This is a genomic window from Streptomyces sp. T12 (assembly GCF_028736035.1).
Classification (GTDB): Bacteria; Actinomycetota; Actinomycetes; order Streptomycetales; family Streptomycetaceae; genus Streptomyces.
Genome location: NZ_CP117866.1, coordinates 4110186 through 4127556 on the forward strand (window position 1 = coordinate 4110186; position 17371 = coordinate 4127556).

Annotated in this window: 13 protein-coding genes; 9 read left to right on the plus strand and 4 right to left on the minus strand. The window is 71.1% G+C overall.

The window, feature by feature from the left end:
- Positions 1–89: 89 nt before the first annotated feature.
- Complete coding sequence (locus tag PBV52_RS18230) at positions 90–353, minus strand: WhiB family transcriptional regulator (protein ID WP_003975777.1); 264 nt, start codon at positions 351–353, stop codon at positions 90–92.
- Between the two features lie 652 nt (positions 354–1005).
- On the opposite strand from PBV52_RS18230, the gene PBV52_RS18235 reads away from it, so the two are divergent.
- The 4 genes from PBV52_RS18235 to PBV52_RS18250 all read left to right on the plus strand — a co-directional run bounded on the left by PBV52_RS18235 (position 1006) and on the right by PBV52_RS18250 (position 4923).
- Positions 1006–1512 carry a cysteine dioxygenase family protein gene (locus tag PBV52_RS18235; RefSeq protein WP_274239466.1) on the plus strand — a complete coding sequence of 169 codons (507 nt, stop codon included), beginning with the start codon at positions 1006–1008 and terminating at the stop codon, positions 1510–1512.
- Between the two features lie 34 nt (positions 1513–1546).
- A complete protein-coding gene (gene cofD, locus PBV52_RS18240; RefSeq protein WP_274239468.1) occupies positions 1547–2506 on the plus strand; it encodes a 2-phospho-L-lactate transferase in 960 nt (319 codons plus the stop codon).
- A 5-nt stretch (positions 2507–2511) separates the two neighbouring features.
- Positions 2512–3813, plus strand: a complete 1302-nt coding sequence (locus PBV52_RS18245) for a coenzyme F420-0:L-glutamate ligase (protein WP_274249440.1) — start codon at positions 2512–2514, stop codon at positions 3811–3813.
- A gap of 108 nt (positions 3814–3921) precedes the next feature.
- Positions 3922–4923: a DNA-3-methyladenine glycosylase gene (locus PBV52_RS18250; protein ID WP_274239469.1), complete on the plus strand. Its 1002-nt coding sequence runs from the start codon at positions 3922–3924 to the stop codon at positions 4921–4923.
- A gap of 218 nt (positions 4924–5141) precedes the next feature.
- Here the strand turns inward: PBV52_RS18250 and PBV52_RS18255 are convergent, their stop codons facing one another.
- Entirely contained in the window at positions 5142–6224 is a 1083-nt protein-coding gene (locus PBV52_RS18255; protein WP_274239471.1) for an NDP-sugar synthase, read from the minus strand.
- Positions 6225–6335: 111 nt separating this feature from the next.
- The gene (locus PBV52_RS18260) at positions 6336–7832 is read right to left on the minus strand and encodes an N-acetylmuramoyl-L-alanine amidase (RefSeq protein ID WP_274239472.1); all 1497 of its coding nucleotides are present in this window, start codon (positions 7830–7832) and stop codon (positions 6336–6338) included.
- 141 nt (positions 7833–7973) lie between these two features.
- On the opposite strand from PBV52_RS18260, the gene PBV52_RS18265 reads away from it, so the two are divergent.
- The 4 genes from PBV52_RS18265 (at position 7974) to PBV52_RS18280 (ending at position 14664) form a co-directional block, all read left to right on the plus strand.
- Complete coding sequence (locus tag PBV52_RS18265; protein ID WP_274239474.1) at positions 7974–8729, plus strand: TIGR03089 family protein; 756 nt, start codon at positions 7974–7976, stop codon at positions 8727–8729.
- Between the two features lie 736 nt (positions 8730–9465).
- The gene (locus tag PBV52_RS18270; protein WP_373922015.1) at positions 9466–10623 is read left to right on the plus strand and encodes an LCP family protein; all 1158 of its coding nucleotides are present in this window, start codon (positions 9466–9468) and stop codon (positions 10621–10623) included.
- Between the two features lie 226 nt (positions 10624–10849).
- A complete protein-coding gene (locus PBV52_RS18275; protein ID WP_274239478.1) occupies positions 10850–12658 on the plus strand; it encodes an LCP family protein in 1809 nt (602 codons plus the stop codon).
- A gap of 419 nt (positions 12659–13077) precedes the next feature.
- A complete protein-coding gene (locus tag PBV52_RS18280) occupies positions 13078–14664 on the plus strand; it encodes an LCP family protein (protein WP_274239480.1) in 1587 nt (528 codons plus the stop codon).
- 21 nt (positions 14665–14685) lie between these two features.
- On the opposite strand, the gene PBV52_RS18285 is transcribed toward PBV52_RS18280, so the two are convergent.
- Complete coding sequence (locus tag PBV52_RS18285; RefSeq protein WP_274239481.1) at positions 14686–15729, minus strand: glycosyltransferase family 2 protein; 1044 nt, start codon at positions 15727–15729, stop codon at positions 14686–14688.
- A gap of 143 nt (positions 15730–15872) precedes the next feature.
- Here PBV52_RS18285 and PBV52_RS18290 point away from each other — a divergent pair, with 143 nt between their 5' ends.
- Positions 15873–17327, plus strand: coding sequence for an LCP family protein (locus PBV52_RS18290; protein WP_274239482.1), 1455 nt, complete (start codon positions 15873–15875; stop codon positions 17325–17327).
- Positions 17328–17371 lie beyond the last annotated feature (44 nt).

A 17371-nucleotide genomic window follows, 5' to 3' on the forward strand; every position in this document is an offset into this window, starting at 1 on the left:
CTGTGGATAACCACCGGCGACGGGCCGTTCAAGACGCGTGCGAGACCTGCGCGAGACGTATGTACGCGTGGATGTGGCCGGGAGGCCGGTCAGACGGCCGCCTTCTTCAGGCGGCGGCGCTCGCGCTCGGACAGGCCGCCCCAGATTCCGAAGCGCTCGTCGTTGGCGAGGGCGTACTCGAGGCACTCGGAGCGGACCTCACAGGCGAGGCAGACCTTCTTGGCCTCGCGGGTGGAGCCGCCCTTCTCGGGGAAGAAGGACTCGGGGTCGGTCTGGGCGCACAGCGCGCGCTCCTGCCAGCCGAGTTCCTCGTCCGCGTCGTCGACCAGCAGTTGCTGCACCAGCTCGGTCATGTGCGCCCCTCGTCTGTTCTTTCCGCGTCCCCGTGATGTAGCCGTTACCGATTTCGGCTGAACGACACGAGTGAAATTACAAGTGTGCTGCTCCGGGCGAGTCAAGCCGAGATCTGCTATTGAGCCCCTTATTCACTCTGCGGAACCAAGGCCTAGCGGAAAGTGTTCAAATCGGCATAAACCTTGACAAGCAGACGAGACCCGGGAGGGCATCCAGCCCCGCGCAGAGCCTGTACGGAAAAGGACGCCCAGAAGTTCGATCTCGTTGCACACTTACGCAGAAGCGAACCGGATCACAGTCGGATCACAGGATCACAACGGCGCCGTGCGCCCGGTTGTGCGCCATGTGTCCCGGTCGCCCCATGAACAAACCTTTCACCACGGAGATGAACCGGATGAGGTGAAACATGTCCCACATAACGGGCGTCGAGTTGACAGTGGAGGTGCAAACCGCTGTCCTTGTGGGCATGCTCGCGAACTTGGCACTCACCTCGACCCGCACCGCCGGGTCCCTCGGTGCTGCCCACGTTCGCTGTAGCTGTTGTTGCTGTTCCAGCTGTTGAGCCACACCTGCTCCAGCTGTAGGCCGAGTCGGCCGCGACTCGGTTTCCGTTCCCTCTGACCTTCCTTCACTGAGGAACCACCGCACCCCATGAACAGCGACAGCGACCTCCAGATCGCCGGCGACATCCTCGAAGTCCCGCACCTCCTCCAGGCTCCGCGCGAGCACCCGGCCACCGTCGCCGAGTTCGCCGGCCTGGCCCGCTCCATCGCCGCGGACCGCTCCCAGTGGGAGCACCTCGTCCGGTACGACGCGACCACGCGCTGGTACCACCGGCTGCGCACGGGCCCCGGCTACGAGGTGTGGCTGCTGTCCTGGGTGCCCGGACAGGGCAGCGGGCGGCACGACCACGGCCGCTCCTCCGGCGTGCTGACCGTCCTGGACGGCGCGCTGACCGAGCGCACGGAGCGCGGCACGCGCGTGTTGGCGGCGGGAGCGCAGCGCGTGTTCGCGCCGGGGTACTCGCACGAGGTCGTGAACGACGCGCTGGAGCCGGCGGTGAGCCTGCACGTGTACTACCCGGGCCTGACGGAGATGCCGATGCACCCGACCCGGGCCTGCGAGGCTCGTATCGAGCCGAGTCCGGTGACTGCCTGACCCGTTGTCGTACCCGCCTGCAAGACTGGCTTCCATGCGCATTGTGGTTCTGGCAGGCGGCATCGGTGGTGCCCGGTTCCTGCGCGGTCTGAAGCGGGCCGTGCCGGACGCGGACATCACGGTCATCGGCAACACCGGAGACGACATCCACCTCTTCGGGCTGAAGGTCTGCCCGGACCTCGACACGGTGATGTACACGCTCGGCGGCGGCATCAACGAGGAGCAGGGGTGGGGCCGGGCGGACGAGACCTTCCATCTCAAGGAGGAGCTCGCGGCGTACGGAGTGGGGCCGGAGTGGTTCGGGCTCGGCGACCGGGACTTCGCCACGCACATCGTGCGGACGCAGATGATCGGCGCCGGATACCCGCTCAGCGCGGTGGCGGAGGCGCTGTGCGACCGCTGGAAGCCGGGAGTCCGTCTCATCCCCATGACCGACGACCGCGTCGAGACGCATGTCGCGATCGAGATGGACGGCGAACGCAGGGCCGTCCACTTCCAGGAGTACTGGGTGCGGCTGCGGGCCTCGGTGCCGGCGGAGGCGATCGTGCCGGTCGGCGCGGAGCAGGCCAAGCCTGCGCCAGGCGTCCTGGAGGCCATCGCCGAGGCGGACGTCATCCTCTTCCCGCCGTCCAACCCGGTCGTCTCGGTCGGCACGATCCTCGCCGTGCCCGGCATCCGCGAGGCGATCGCCGAGGCCGGGGTGCCGGTGGTGGGGCTGTCCCCCATCGTCGGGGACGCGCCCGTGCGCGGGATGGCCGACAAGGTGCTCGCGGCGGTCGGCGTGGAGTCGACGGCCGCGGCGGTCGCCGAGCACTACGGCTCGGGGCTGCTGGACGGCTGGCTCGTCGACACCGTCGACACGGGTGCCGTGGAGCGGGTCGAGGCGGCCGGCATCCGCTGCCGGGCCGTACCGCTGATGATGACCGACGTCGACGCGACCGCGCAGATGGCCCGGGAGGCGCTGGCGCTGGCGGAGGAGGTGCGGGGGGCTTGAGCGAGGTGTCTGCCGACGGCTACCGGGTCTGGGCCGTTTCCGGGATTCCCGAGGTCCAGCGGGGCGACGACCTCGCGAAGCTGATCGCCGCCGCCGAACCCGGGCTGGTCGACGGGGATGTCCTCCTCGTCACCTCGAAGATCGTGTCCAAGGCGGAGGGGCGCATGGTCGAGGCGGTCGACCGGGAGGCCGCGATCGATGCGGAGACCGTACGGGTCGTGGCGCGTCGCGGCGCCCTCCGTATCGTCGAGAACCGGCAGGGGCTCGTGATGGCCGCCGCCGGGGTCGACGCCTCCAACACCCCTGCCGGGACCGTGCTGTTGCTGCCCGAGGACCCGGACGCGTCCGCGCGGGCGATCCGGGAGGGGCTGCGGGACACCCTCGGCGTCGACGTCGGGGTCGTCGTCACCGACACCTTCGGGCGGCCCTGGCGCTCCGGGCTCACGGACGTGGCGATCGGTGCGGCGGGCGTGCGGGTGCTCGACGATCTGCGCGGGGGCACGGACGCGTACGGCAATCCGCTCAGCGCGACCGTCGTGGCGACGGCGGACGAACTCGCCGCCGCCGGTGACCTGGTGAAGGGCAAGGCCGCCGGGCTCCCCGTCGCCGTCGTGCGCGGGCTGGCGCACACGGTCGCCGAGGACCACGGGGAGGGGGCGCGGGCCCTGGTGCGCGGCGCGCGTGACGACATGTTCCGGCTGGGGACGTCGGAAGCCGTACGGGAGGCGGTCACCCAGCGGCGTACCGTACGGGCCTTCACGGACGAGCCCGTCGACCCCGGGGCCGTGCGGCGGGCGGTCGCGGCGGCCGTGACGGCGCCGGCGCCGCATCACACCACGCCCTGGCGGTTCGTGCTGCTGGAGTCGGAGGAGTCGCGGACGCGGCTTCTCGACGCGATGCGGGAGGCGTGGGTCGCCGATCTGCGGCGGGACGGCAAGAGCGAGGAGTCCATCGCCAAGCGGGTGCGGCGCGGGGACGTGCTGCGCAACGCGCCGTATCTGGTGGTGCCCTGCCTGGTCATGGACGGGTCGCACACCTACGGCGACGTGCGGCGGGACGGGGCGGAGCGGGAGATGTTCGTCGTCGCCACCGGTGCCGGGGTGCAGAACTTCCTGGTCGCGCTGGCCGGGGAGCGGCTGGGCTCGGCGTGGGTGTCCTCGACCATGTTCTGCCGGGATGTGGTCCGGGAGGTGCTCGGGTTGCCGGAGGACTGGGATCCGATGGGGGCGGTGGCGGTCGGTCATCCGGCGGAGGAACCACGGGCGCGGCCGGAGCGGGATGCGGGGGGTTTCATCGAGGTGCGGTGACCGTCGCCGCGCAGGGCCTACGCTCGTAGGAAGCCTCCGATACAGCGCTTGCAGGACTCGTGCGGTGCCTACGTCGGTAGGCCCCCTCCGTACCCCTAGGACCTCTCCGTGGCAGGACGTTTTGCTCCGCGGCCCACGCGTACGACTGTGCGCGGTGGGCATGTCGCTGTGCCTGCGGGTGTGCCGCGGCAGGCTGTCGCGCCGGCGAAGGTGCGGACGGTGGTGCCGGACGGGCCGCTCGATCTCGGGCTGGTGCTGGGGCCGCTGAGGCGGGGGCCGGGGGATCCGACGTTCCGGGCGATGCCGGACGGGTCCGTGTGGCGGGCCTGCCGTACGCCTGCCGGGGCCGGGACGCTGCGGGTCAGCGTGCGGGGTGCCGAAGTGCGGGGCGAGGCCTGGGGGCCGGGGGCCGAGTGGCTGCTGGAGCAGTTGCCGGAGTTGCTCGGGGCCGCCGACGACCCGTCCGCCTTCGTGCCGCGGCACCGGCTGGTGGCGCTCGCTCGGCATCGGCGGCCGGGGTTGCGGCTGACGCGGACCGGGTTGGTGCTGGAGTCGTTGATTCCGTCGATCCTGGAGCAGAAGGTCACGACCGATGAGGCGTATCGGGCGTGGCGGTTGCTGGTACGGAAGTACGGGGAGCCGGCGCCGGGGCCCGCGCCGACGCGGATGTGTGTGATGCCGGATGCGGGGACCTGGCGGCTGATTCCGTCCTGGGAGTGGCATCGGGCCGGGGTCGACAACAAACGGGCGTCCACGATTTTGCGAGCCGTACGGGTCGCTGCGCGGCTGGAGGAAGCGGTGCGGATGTCTCCGGCGGATGCGCAGGCCCGGTTGGAGGTCGTGTCGGGGATCGGGCCGTGGACGTCTGCGGAGGTTGTGCAGCGGAGTCATGGGGCGGCGGATGCGGTGACCGTGGGGGATCTGCATCTGCCGGGGATCGTGGGGTGGGCGCTTGCCGGGGATCGGGATGCGGATGACTCCGTGATGCTGGAGTTGCTGGAGCCGTATGCGGGGCAGCGGCATCGGGCGGCTCGGTTGATTCTGCTGAGCGGGCGGGTTCCGGCTCGGCGGGCGCCGCGGATGCCTCGGGGGGATATCGGGGCGTTGTGACGAGGGCCTGCGCCGTGGGTGCCGCCTGAGTTTCTCGCCCCCGCCGCCCCCTCCCGTCTACCCGTCTACCCGTCCCATCCTGAAGGGTCTCCGCCCCTTCGACCCCGCTGGGGCTGCCGCCCCGGACCCCGCTTCGGCCCTGAACGGGCCTCGTCCTCGAACTCCCCCAGAGGGGGCACCCCCAGACGGGCTGAGATGCACTCGGCGCCGCGAGGCGTCTACAGATCCGGCGAAAAGCGCACCGCCCCCGCCGGGATCCGGGCGTCGCACCACACTCGCGCGCCCTCCCGCAGCTCGTTGTCGGCGCCGATCACCGCGCCGTCGCCGATGACCGTGCCGGTGAGGACCGAGCGTTCGCCTACGCGGGCGCGGGTGCCGATGAGGGAGTCGGTGATGATGGCGCCGGGTTCGATGACGGCGCCCGGGAGGATCGTGCTGCCGAAGACGCGCGCTCCCTCGGCCACGAAGGCGCCCTCGCCCACCACCGTGCCGCCGGTCAGCTTGGCGTCGGGGGCCACCCTGGCGGTGGGCAGGATCAGGCGGTCGCCGCAGCGGCCGGGGACGGCGGGGGAAGGGGCCCGGCCCAGGACGAGGTCCGCCGAGCCGCGGACGAAGGCCGCGGGGGTGCCCAGGTCGAGCCAGTACGTCGAGTCGACCATGCCCTGGAGGTGGGCTCCGGCCGAGAGGAGGTCAGGGAAGGTCTCGCGTTCGACGGAGACCGGGCGGCCCGCCGGGATCGTGTCGATGACCGAGCGGCGGAAGACGTACGCCCCCGCGTTGATCTGGTCGGTGACGATCTCCTCGGGGGTCTGGGGCTTCTCCAGGAACGCCGTCACTCGGCCGGTGTCGTCCGTGGGGACCAGGCCGTACGCCCTCGGGTCCGTCACCTTCGTCAGGTGGAGGGAGACGTCCGCGCCCGTCGTCTCGTGCGTGCGGATCAGCGCCCTGATGTCCAGGCCCGTCAGGATGTCGCCGTTGAAGATCAGGACCGGGTCGTCGGGCGCGGAGTGGAGCCGGGACGCCACGTTGCGGATCGCGCCGCCCGTGCCGAGGGGCTCCTCCTCCGTCACGTACTCCAGGTGGAGGCCGAGCGCGGAGCCGTCGCCGAAGTACGGCTCGAAGACCTCCGCCAGGTACGACGTCGCCAGGACGATGTGGTCCACGCCCGCGGCTCTCGCTCTGGCCAACTGGTGGGTGAGGAAGGGGACTCCGGCCGCCCGGACCATGGGCTTCGGCGTGTGCACGGTGAGCGGACGCAGCCGAGTGCCCTTGCCGCCGACCAGGAGGATCGCTTCTGTCACCTGTCGTCTCTGCTTCCTGCCGGGACCGGCCGAACTGTCATTCAGCCGGCCAGTGTATGCAGACCGTTGTGCGGCGCTCTCGACGGCAGTGCGGTACTCCGCGCCCCAGGCTCAGCGGCCCTGGTAGCGGGCCGCCGTGGCGCGGGCCGTGCCGAGCTTGCGGTAGAGCTGCAGTCCCGGGCACTCCGTGGAGAAGCCGTCCCGGTGGCCGGAGATCACATTCAGCCGTACGTTCTTTCCCTTTCGGTAGAGATTGCCACCGGCGGACTTCAGGTATGTCTTTCCGCGCGGATTGGCCCCGTAGAGGCCCAGTTTCCAAGCCGTGAGGCGGGCCACGGCCTTCACCGCGGCGCCGGTCGGCTTTCTGGAGCCGTAGCTGCCGAGGACGGCGATCCCCATGCTGTTGGTGTTGAAACCGAGAGTGTGGGCACCCAGGACCGGCTTCGCCACTCCCCCGGCGCGTCCCTCGTAGATGTTTCCGCACTTGTCGACGAGGAAGTTGTAGCCGACGTCGCGCCAGCCCATGCTCTTGACGTGGTAGCGGTAGATGCCGCGAATGAGCGAGGGGACCTGCGAGCACCAGTACTTGCTGCCGGTCGCCGTGTGGTGCACGAAGGCCGCCTTCACCTTCTTCGTGTAGACGAACTGCCGCTCCCGCCACCCCTCGTTCGCGCCCCAGCCGCGCCGCGTGACGATGCGCGGCCGCGGCCCGATGTACGGCTTCGCCCGCTGCTCCTGCGTCAACTCGTCACCGCGCAGGGCCAGCAGCTCCCGTTCGGTCTCGGCGCGGCCGAGCGCGGGGATCTCGGAGACACCGAGAGGCGCGAGTTCGGCGTTGACGGCGGACGCGGCCGTGTCGGCGGCGGAGGCACCGAGGGCCTCGGCGGTCTCGGCGGTCTCGGCCTGCAGGGAGCCGGGGCGGGGGGCGCCGGGGTCGTCCGGCGCGGGGGCGGCTTCGCCGGGATCGACGAGTTCGAGGCGAAGGCCGGCGGGAAGCGGAGAGACGACGCCGGTGCCGGCCGGCGGGGTCGGGTCACCACTGCCCGGGACCCGTGCGCCCTGCTCGGGCCCGGTCTCGACGGCCTGCGCCGTGACCCGCACCTCCACAGCGTCCGACTCCCCGACCCACAGCGGCGCCGTGGAGCCGCGTACCCGGCCGGAGGTGCGTTCGACGCTGCCCGGGTCGGCCGCGTGTTCGCCGTTGTGCGTCTCTACGTCCTGCCAGCCGGACCAGGTGCCGGTGTCGACGGCGCGGGTGCGGACCTGGACGCGGCCGTGCAGTTCGGCGTCCGGGTCGTCCCAGACGACGCCGACGAGGGAGAAGTGCCGTACGTCTCGTGGGGACAGGCCCTCTGCGGCGGGGGCCCCGACGACGCGGTCACGGGTGAGGGGGGTGAGGGGGGCGAGGGGCATCGACTGGGTGCTGCCGGGGACGTACGACTCGGCATCTCCCTGACGCACCGCCGGCCCGGCCACCGTCTCCCCGCGCGTGGCCGCTTCCGCACTGAGCGCCGGTCTCGCGGACGACGCGACGGCGGGTGGGGTGAACGGGAGGGCTAGAGCGGCCGCGCACGTGACACCGATCGAGGAAGCAAGGAATCCACGCATACCCCAGATGTTGGACATAGTCACACAAACCTGTCCATCTGGAAGTTGACGGAGTGTCGGCGTCCGATTCCCCCGAACCGGTGGTGGCCGGGCGCCCCCGACAGGGGGTGTGCGCCTATGTGTCCGCGTACGCTTGCGCGGGTGAACGCCACCGATCGCACCCCTGCCGACCTGCTGCGTTCCGCGCTCGCCGCGGATCCCGGACGCCCCCTGGTGACCTTCTACGACGACGCCACCGGGGAACGTGTCGAATTGTCCGTGGCCACCTTCGCCAATTGGGTGGCCAAGACCGCGAATCTGCTCCAGGGCGACCTCGGGGCCGGGCCGGGTGACCGGGTCGCGCTGCTGTTGCCCACCCACTGGCAGACGGCGGTCTGGCTGCTGGCCTGTTCGTCGGTGGGCACGATCGCGGACGTGGGCGGGGATCCGGCGGCGGCCGACGTGGTCGTGAGCGGACCGGATTCCCTGGAGGCCGCGCGGGCGTGCCGAGGGGAACGTGTCGCGTTGGCGCTACGGCCGCTGGGGGGCCGCTTCCCGCAGCCGCCGGCCGGTTTCGCCGACTACGCCGTGGAGGTGCCGGGCCAGGGCGACCGTTTCGCCCCGTACGCGCCGGTCGACCCCGAGGATCCGGCGCTGATCGTGGCCGGCCGGGAGTTCAGCGGCGCCGAAGTGGTCGAACGCGCCCGCGCCGAGGCGACGGGGCTGGGCCTCACGGGACCGGGCTCCCGCATCCTGTCGTCCCTTCCCTACGACACCTGGGAGGGCCTCAACGCCGGCCTGTACGCGGCCCTGGCGACCGACGGCTCGGTCGTCCTGTGCCGCCACCTCGACTCCCTGGACGAGGAGTCCCTGGCCAAGCGCATCGAAACCGAGCGGGTGACGGCGACGGCGCGGTAGCCCTCCGGGGGGCGGGGTGACTGCGTCGGCTGGGCCGAGTCACAGGTGCGGTTCGTTTTGCGGGTCACCCGGCGCTGCGGCTGGGCCCGGGTGGGTCTCGCGGCGGGGCGACCGCGTCGGCCGGACCAAGCCACAGACACCGCCTGCTTGCCGGTCACCCGGCGCCGCGGCTGGGCGGAGGGAGTCGCGCGGCCCGGCGCTGACGGGGCGCCGCCCGCGCCCACCCGTGCCGCCCCAGCGGCACGACTGCCCGCGGCTGGGGCGGACGGGCTGGATGAAGCTGACCGGCATCGCGAAGCAGGGGCGATCGCGGGAACGGGCCGGTGGCCCCACCGACCCGCAGTCGCGTACGGCGGGAAGGTGACGTGCCGGGGGGGTGTCCGCCCGCAGCGGCCGGCGTCAACACACAGCACCTCCTGCGCAACCGAGCCGCCGGACCGAGGACGGACACCCCCCGGCACGTCCCCGACCCACAACACACCCGCACGCGCTACGCGAACCCCCACCCCACCCGCACAGGCCGCCGCAGGCACCCCGCCCAACCGCCGCAGGCACCCCCGCCCAACCGCCGGAGGCCCCGTCACCCATTCAGCCCCCCACCACCCACCCCCCACCCCCCATCCAAGCCATGGTCGTAACAGCAGCCCACACCACACGCACTACGCCATGAGGGGTGGACCCAGCCGTGACCGACACCGCACGTGCGCGCCGGGGGGCGTCGGCCAGTAGGAGGGGGCTGGTACGGCGGTGGGTGCGGCGAGGGGCCCTGGGGTTGGGGCTCGTGCTCGTCGCCGCAGGCGGGGCCGGGTGGGCCGTCTACGCCAAGCTGGACGCGAACATCACGCCCGACAAGGCCGCCGCCGCCGAACTCGCCCGGTATGAGAAGGAGCGCCCCACCTCCCTCGTACGCGACGCCCGGAACATCCTGCTCATCGGGTCGGACTCGAGGGCGGGCAAGGGAAACCGGCGCTACGGCCGCGACTCCGGGACCGAGCGGTCCGACACCACGATCCTGCTGCACCTCTCCGCCGGGCGCCGCAGCGCCACCGCCGTCTCGATACCCCGCGATCTGATGGTGGACGTCCCCGGCTGCCGGCGCCCCGACGGCCGCCGCAGCGCGCCCATGTTCGCGATGTTCAACTACGCCTTCCAGGTCGGCGGCTCGGCCTGCACCGTCCGCACCGTGGAGCGGCTCACGAACATCCGCGTCGACCACCACGTGGTGGTCGACTTCCACGGCTTCGAGGAGATGGTCGACGCCCTCGACGGCGTGGAGATCTGCCTCACCGAGCCCATCAACGACAAGGCCGCCAAGCTCAGGCTCCCCGCCGGAAAGGTGACCCTCGACGGCGAGCAGGCCCTCGGCTACGTCCGTGCCCGCAAGTCGCTCGGCGACGGCAGCGACACCGACCGTATGGAGCGCCAGCAACGATTCCTCGCCGCGCTCGTCCAGAAGGTGCAGAGCAACGACGTACTGCTGAATCCGGTCAGGCTCTACCCCGTCCTGGATGCCGCCACGTCCTCGCTCACCACCGACCCGGCCCTGGCCAGCTTGCGCGGTTTGTACGAACTCGTCCGCGGCGTGCGCGACATCCCCACCGAACGCGTGCAATTCCTCACCGTTCCTCGGGAGTCGTACATCTACAACTCCAATCGCGACCAACTCGTGGAGCCCGAGGCCGAGCGACTCTTCGAGCGACTGCGTGTCGACGCCCCGGTGGAAGTCGCTGATTCGCCCGAAACGTCCCATGGGGCTCGGCACACATCTCCGCACAGGAGTTCCCATTACGGCGAGGGGAAGGCAGGCGCGCAGCGCCCCGACGAGCGCACAGGGCCCACTCCCCCGGCACCCACTTTCCGCGGCAACACCGCCGCCGAGAACCCCTGCGAGTAAAGCGCTCACCAAGTCGGCGAACCCCAGTTCAAAGAAATGGGATGGATTGCCCAGTTGTAGGGAAGTGGAATTTGTCACCGTCGTCGCTTGACGCTGAACTGGGCGGATAGTGTGAGCGATCCGGTGCACCCGGCCGTAGTTAGGCTTGCGCACTGTTTGACCGAGAGACCCGAGCGCCTTGAAGGGGGAAGGCGCCGCGTGGCCCCGACGGAGGAATCAGACAACCGTGGACGCGCAAGGCCGTGGGCGGGCGGACGACATCGACCCCGCAGACCAGTGGGTACTCAATCCGAACACCGGTGAATACGAACTGCGACTGACTCCTTCCGCAGCGCAGTCGCCGGTCCCGGGACCCCGTAGATCCGCTTCGCGAGCCGGCGCCGCTGCGCGTGCCGCCGGTGCGACCGCGGCCGGGGGCGCCGGAGGTCCTGGGGGTGCGGCGGGCGCCGGTGGCGCCGTGCGCAGCCGGACCGCGGCCCCGGGGCGCGAGACGCGGCCGGCGTCGCCGGGCCGTGAGGTCCCGCCGCAGCGCAGGCGTCGGGGCGCGCCCGAGGAGCCGCCGCCGGGGCGGCGCGGTCGCCGGCCGGTGAAGAAGAGCAAGGCGAAGAAGGCCCTGCTCTGGACCGGCGGTGTGATGGCGTTCGTGCTGGTCGCCGCCGGGGTCGGCGCGTACCTCTACATCGAGCACCTCAACGACAACATCCAGTCCGTCTCCGACGACGGCGCGAGCACCGGTGGCTTCAGCAAGGACAAGGCCATCAACATCCTGCTCATCGGCACCGACAAGCGCACCGGCGCGGGCAACGACAAGTACGGCGACTCGGGCAGCGCCGGACACGCCGACACCACGATCCTGCTGCACCTCTCCAAGGACCGCTCGAACGCGACCGCGCTCAGCATCCCGCGCGACCTGATCGTCGACATCCCGGACTGCCCGACGACGCAGGAAGACGGCTCCCAGAAGGTCATCCCGGGCGAGACCGGCGAACGCTTCAACACGAGCCTCGGCCAGGAAGGCCGTACGCCCAGCTGCACCGCGCGCACGGTCACCGAACTGACCGGCATCAAGCCGGACAACTTCATGGTGGCCGACTTCAACGCGGTGAAGACCCTGACGACGGCGGTCGGCGGCGTCGAGGTGTGCCTGGCCAAGGACATCAACGACCCCGACTCCCACCTCAACCTCAGCGAGGGCAAGCACGTCATCGCGGGCGAGCAGGCGCTGGCCTTCGTCCGCACGCGGCACTCCGTCGGCTTCGGCGGTGACCTGAGCCGGATCGGGCTCCAGCAGCAGTTCCTCAGCGCGCTGATGCGCAAGCTCAAGTCGAACGACACGCTCACCAGCCCGACCAAGATGATCAAGCTGGCCGAGGCGGGCACCAAGGCGCTGACCGTCGACTCCCAGCTCGACACCATCGACAAGCTGAAGGACCTCGGCCTGGAGCTGGGCAAGCTCAACACCAAGAACCTGACCTTCACGACGGTTCCGGTGATCGACAACCCGGCCGAGAAGGTGAAGACGACCGTCGTACTCAACGAGACGACGGCTCCCCAGGTCTTCCAGGCGATCCAGAACGACGTCTCCTTCACCGCGGTCAAGCAGCAGAAGAAGAAGGAGGCCGCCGCCGTGGCCGCCCGGCTGAAGGGCACCAAGGCCGACCCCTCCGAGGTGCGGGTGCAGGTCTACAACGGCGGGGCGCCCGCGGGCAGCGCCCAGGAGACCCTCACCTGGCTGCAGACCGAGGAGGGCGTGAGCAAGTCCGAGAACGCGGGCAACGCCTCGACGACGCTGTCGAAGACGACGCTCGAGTACGCACCGGACCAGGCGGACCAGGCACGTCGGCTCGCCGCCATCATGGGGCTCTCCGGCTCCGCGATGAAGCCCGGCAAGAGCGTGACCAACGCCCAGGGCCTGCCCACGATGACACTGACGCTGGGCAAGGACTTCAAGGGTGCGGGCGTGTCCCTCACGGCTCCGACCAAGGCGCCCGACGTGGAGAAGTCCACGGCGGACAAGGTCGAGTGCGCGAAGTAGCGCCCGGCGGCGACCCAACGGGCCCGTCTCACCGGCGACTTGAGGTGAGGCAGGCCGCCCGTTCCGGTACGGCGGCTGCGGTACGCCGGCTCCGGTACGGAATCTGCCGCGGGGAACGCAACTGTGCCGGACCCTCGTTGGTCTGACACAGGACACGGTTGTGTCAGGCGGCGTTGGCCTGACACACCGCGTGGACGTGCCGGGCGTGGATTTTGCCGACACGTGGCCAACCCGGTTCGGACCCACAGAGGTCTGACAGGTTGCGAACCGGAGTCGGACAGGGTGGCCTGACATGGTTCGCTCCGCACCGGACAGGGAGGTCCGCCGCGGAGCGAAGCCGTGCCGGGCCAAGGGTGGGGAAGGGCGAACAGTTGGCGCAGAGCAGTGTGCGGGGGGAGGTCCCCGCGGTGGAGGACACCATGTCCCTCACACCGCGGGCCGACCAGGACACGCCGGCCGACCAGGGCGGCCGGCACGGTGGCGGGGGTCGCAGGCGCGGCCGCGGAACCGACGGCAGGCGCCCCAGACGGCGGGTGCTGCGCTGGTCGGCGACGGTTCTGGCGGTGGTGATACTGGGCACCGCGGGTGCCGGGTATCTCTACTACCAGCACCTCAACGACAACCTGAAGAAGGACGACCTCAACATCGGCGACGCGAAGGACCGCGCCGCCGAGACCGAGGCGAACGCGGCCGGTCAGACGCCGCTGAACATCCTGCTGATCGGCTCGGACGCGCGGGACAGCAAGGAGAACCAGAAACTCGGCGGCGCCAAGGAGACGTTCGGCGGCACTCCGCTCGCCGACGTCCAGATGCTGCTGCACGTCTCCGCCGACCGCACCAACATGTCGGTCGTGAGCATGCCGCGCGACACGCTGGTGGACATCCCCAAGTGCACGGACCCGGACAGCGGGGAGGTCCACGAGGCCCTCGGCCGCACGATGACGAACCGGTCGCTCGGCCGCGGCGGGCCGGGGTGCTCGGTGGCGACGTGGGAGAAGCTGACCGACATCCACATCGACCATTTCATGATGATCGACTTCTCGGGCGTGGTGTCGATGGCGGACGCGATCGGCGGCGTCCCGGTCTGCGTCGACGCCAACATCCGCTCCAAGGACAGCGAGGGCCACGGCTCCGGGCTGAAGCTGGAGAAGGGCACGACGTACGTCCAGGGCGAACAGGCCCTGCAGTGGCTGCGCACCCGGTACGGCTTCGAGGACGGCAGCGACCTGGCCCGCGCCAAGGCACAGCACATGTACATGAACTCGATGGTCCGTGAGCTGCGCAAGAACGCGAAGCTGAGCAACCCGGGCAAGCTGCGCGCCCTCGCCGAGGCGGCCACCAAGGCGCTCACCGTCGACCCGGGCCTCGGCACGGTGGCGAAGCTGTACGACCTGGCGGGCCAGCTCAAGAAGGTGCCGACCTCGCGCATCACCATGACGACGATGCCGAACACGTACGACACGGTCCAGACCGGCCGGGTGGTGCCCACCGAGGACGCGACCAAGCTGTTCCGGCTGGTGCGCGAGGACGTCGCGCTCGACGGCAAGGACAAGAAGAAGCCCGCCAAGGAGAAGACCTCCACCGACCCGGCCGCGGCGGACGGCGAGATCGCCGTCCAGGTGCGCAACGGCACCCGCACCGACACCCTCGCCCCGGTCCGCGGCCGTGCGACCACCGTCGCCGGGCTGCTCGCCGACAAGGGATTCACGCAGGCCGTGGCGGACGCCTCGGCCACGCCGGTCGAGGACACGACGCTCATCCGCTACCCGAGCGCCGACCTGGAGGGCGACGCCCAGCGGGTCGCCAAGGCCCTCGGCATCCCGACCAGCGCCGTGGAGAAGTCCACGGACGTCTCCGGCGTCACCCTCGTCGTCGGCGCTGACTGGCGGGAGGGGACGGCGTACAAGGCCCCGAAGCAGGACGACAGGACGCCGGACACAGCGGAGGCGCTGAACGCCTCCGACACCAAGGCCTGCATGAAGGTGAACCCGGGTTTCACCTGGTGACGGCACCCGCCGCCGGCGGGCTCAGTTGGCGCTGAGCACCGCCGGGCGGCGGGAGGCGATGACCTTCCGCGCCAGGGACCGCGGGCTGGTCAGGAAGCCGTAGCCCCAGGACATGTGCATGGTGGCGAGGGCGACCGGGATCTGGAGGCGTGCCTTCAGGGGCAGGCCCTTGCCGGCCGGGACCGAGCCGGCGGTGATGGCCGCGAGGTAGCCGCCGGGGACCACCAGGGCCCACGGGGTGACCAGGGCGCCCAGCACGAGGCCCGCGGCGATCGCGCACACCGCCGTCGGCGGGGCGAGGTAGCGCAGGTTGATGGAGCCGGAGTGGTAGCGGGCGACGACGTGGCGCCAGCGGCCGTAGTCCTTGTACTGCTTGGCGAGGGCGCGCACCGAAGGACGCGGCCGGTAGGACACCTTCAGCTCGGGCGAGAACCAGATGAGCCCGCCCGCTTCCCGGATCCGGAAGTTGAGCTCCCAGTCCTGGGCGCGGATGAACTCCTCGTTGTAGCCGCCCTGTTGCTCCAGCGCCTCGCGCCGGAAGACGCCTAGGTAGACGGTCTCGGCCGCCTGCGCCTGGCCACCGGTGTGGAACGCGGCGTTGCCGACCCCGATCTTCGACGTCATCGCGGCGGCGACGGCGTGCTCCCAGTCGTTCTCGCCCTCGGCGTGCATGATGCCGCCGACGTTCTGCGCGCCGGTCTCCTCCAGGAGCCGTACGGCGGTGGCGATGTAGTTCGGCGAGAGGATCCCGTGCCCGTCGACGCGCACGACGATCGGGTGGCGCGAGGCCTTGATCGCGGCATTGAGCGCGGCGGGCGTACGCCCGGTCGGATTCGGGACGGTGTGCACGCGCTTGCTGTTGAAAGACGCGGTTTCGGCCACGAGCTCGGCGGCGATCTCGTCCGTGCGGTCCGTGGACGGACCGAGGGCGATCACGACCTCCATCTCGCCGGCGTACTCCTGCGCGAGGATCGCTTGGACTGCTCCGCGCAGATGCCGCTCCTCGTTCAGCACGGGCATGATGACGGACACGGCGGGGAGCTGCACGTCGGGATTGGCGTTCATAGGGGGCTCACGTTACCGCGAACGGGGGACACCGGTGCGCCCCGCCGGGGTCGCTGCACCGGGCAGGAGATCGTATGGGCCTACGGTGCTCACGGATCCCACGTACGGCCCCCAGGGCAAGCCCCAGCGGAAGGTAGCCCCCCATGCCCACGCCGCCCCGCCGCTCCCCCGCCCCTCCGCAGCGTCGCCCGCAGCCGTCCCGCGGCGGGGCGCGGCCGGTCGCGCCCGTGCGGCGGAGAAGGCCGCGCTGGGCCATGCGGGCGGTGACCACGCTGTCCGTGGTGGTCCTCGCCTCCGCCGGGATCGGGCACGCGGTGGTGACCAGCCTGGACGCCAAGATCGCGCGCGTGGACCCCTTCAAGGACATGAAGAACCGGCCGCGGGCCGGGCACGGCATGAACGTCCTCCTGGTCGGCACGGACGGCCGCGACCGCATCAGCGAGGAGGAGCGGCGCAAGTACCGGCTCGGCGGGGCCCCCTGCCACTGCACCGACACGATCATGATCGTGCACATCTCGGAGGACCGGGAGCGGGCGAGCGTGGTGAGCCTGCCGCGGGACTCGTACGCCGAAGTGCCCGCCGGTGAGGGGCGCAAGGCGCACCCCATCAAGATCAACGCGGCGTACGCGGAGGGCGGCCCGAACCTCACCGTCGCCACGGTCGAGCACATGACCCACGTCAAGATCGACCACTATCTGGAGGTCGACTTCACCAGCTTCATGAGGACGGTGGACGTGGTCGGCGGGGTGCAGATCTGCACCGCCGAGCCGATGAAGGACGCGTACACCGGACTCGACCTGCCGGCCGGTACGCACCGGCTGATGGGCGGGGAGGCGTTGCAGTACGTGCGCTCGCGGCATGTCGACAGCGACTCCGACCTGGGCCGGGTGCAGCGCCAGCAGCGCTTCATGGCGGCGCTGATCGAGCGGGCCACGTCGTCCGGGATCCTGCTGAACCCGATGCGGTTCCGGGATGTGACGCGGGCGGTGCTGGGTTCGGTGCGGGCCGACAAGGGCTTCGGGACGGGCGAGTTGCTCGACCTCGGGCGGGCGATGCGGAACTTCTCGCCGTCGTCGTCGGAGTTCACGACCGTGCCCATCCGGCAGCTGGAGTACACCGTGAAGGACGTCGGCTCCACGGTGAAGTGGGACGCCGCGAAGTCCGAGCGCCTGTTCAGGGCCCTGCGCGAGGACGAGCCCCTGGCTGCGCACCGCCCGAGGCGCAGGCCGGTACGGGTGGAGGTCGCCCCGCAGGAGATCCACGTCCAGGTGGAGAACGGCACTGAGGCCTCCGACCTCGGCAAGCGCGTCGATACGGCGCTGGCGGCGACCGGGTTCCAGACGACGGGGCGGCCGGTGAGCGCGGCGGACCGCCCGGTGAAGCGGACGGTCGTCGCCCACGACCCACGTTGGGACCGCTCGGCGAAGTCCCTGGCGGCCGCGCTGCCGGGGAGCGAGCTGCGCGCGGTCAAGGGGCTGGGCCCGACGCTGAAGGTGATCGTCGGCACCGACTTCAGGCAGGTCCGCAAGGTACGCGCCGAGGACCCGACCCAGGGCGAGTCCATGGTCGTGCGGGGCGACGAGGCGGGGTGCGGGTAGCTCCGGGTGACCCGGGCTCCGGGTGACCCGGGCTCCGGGTGACC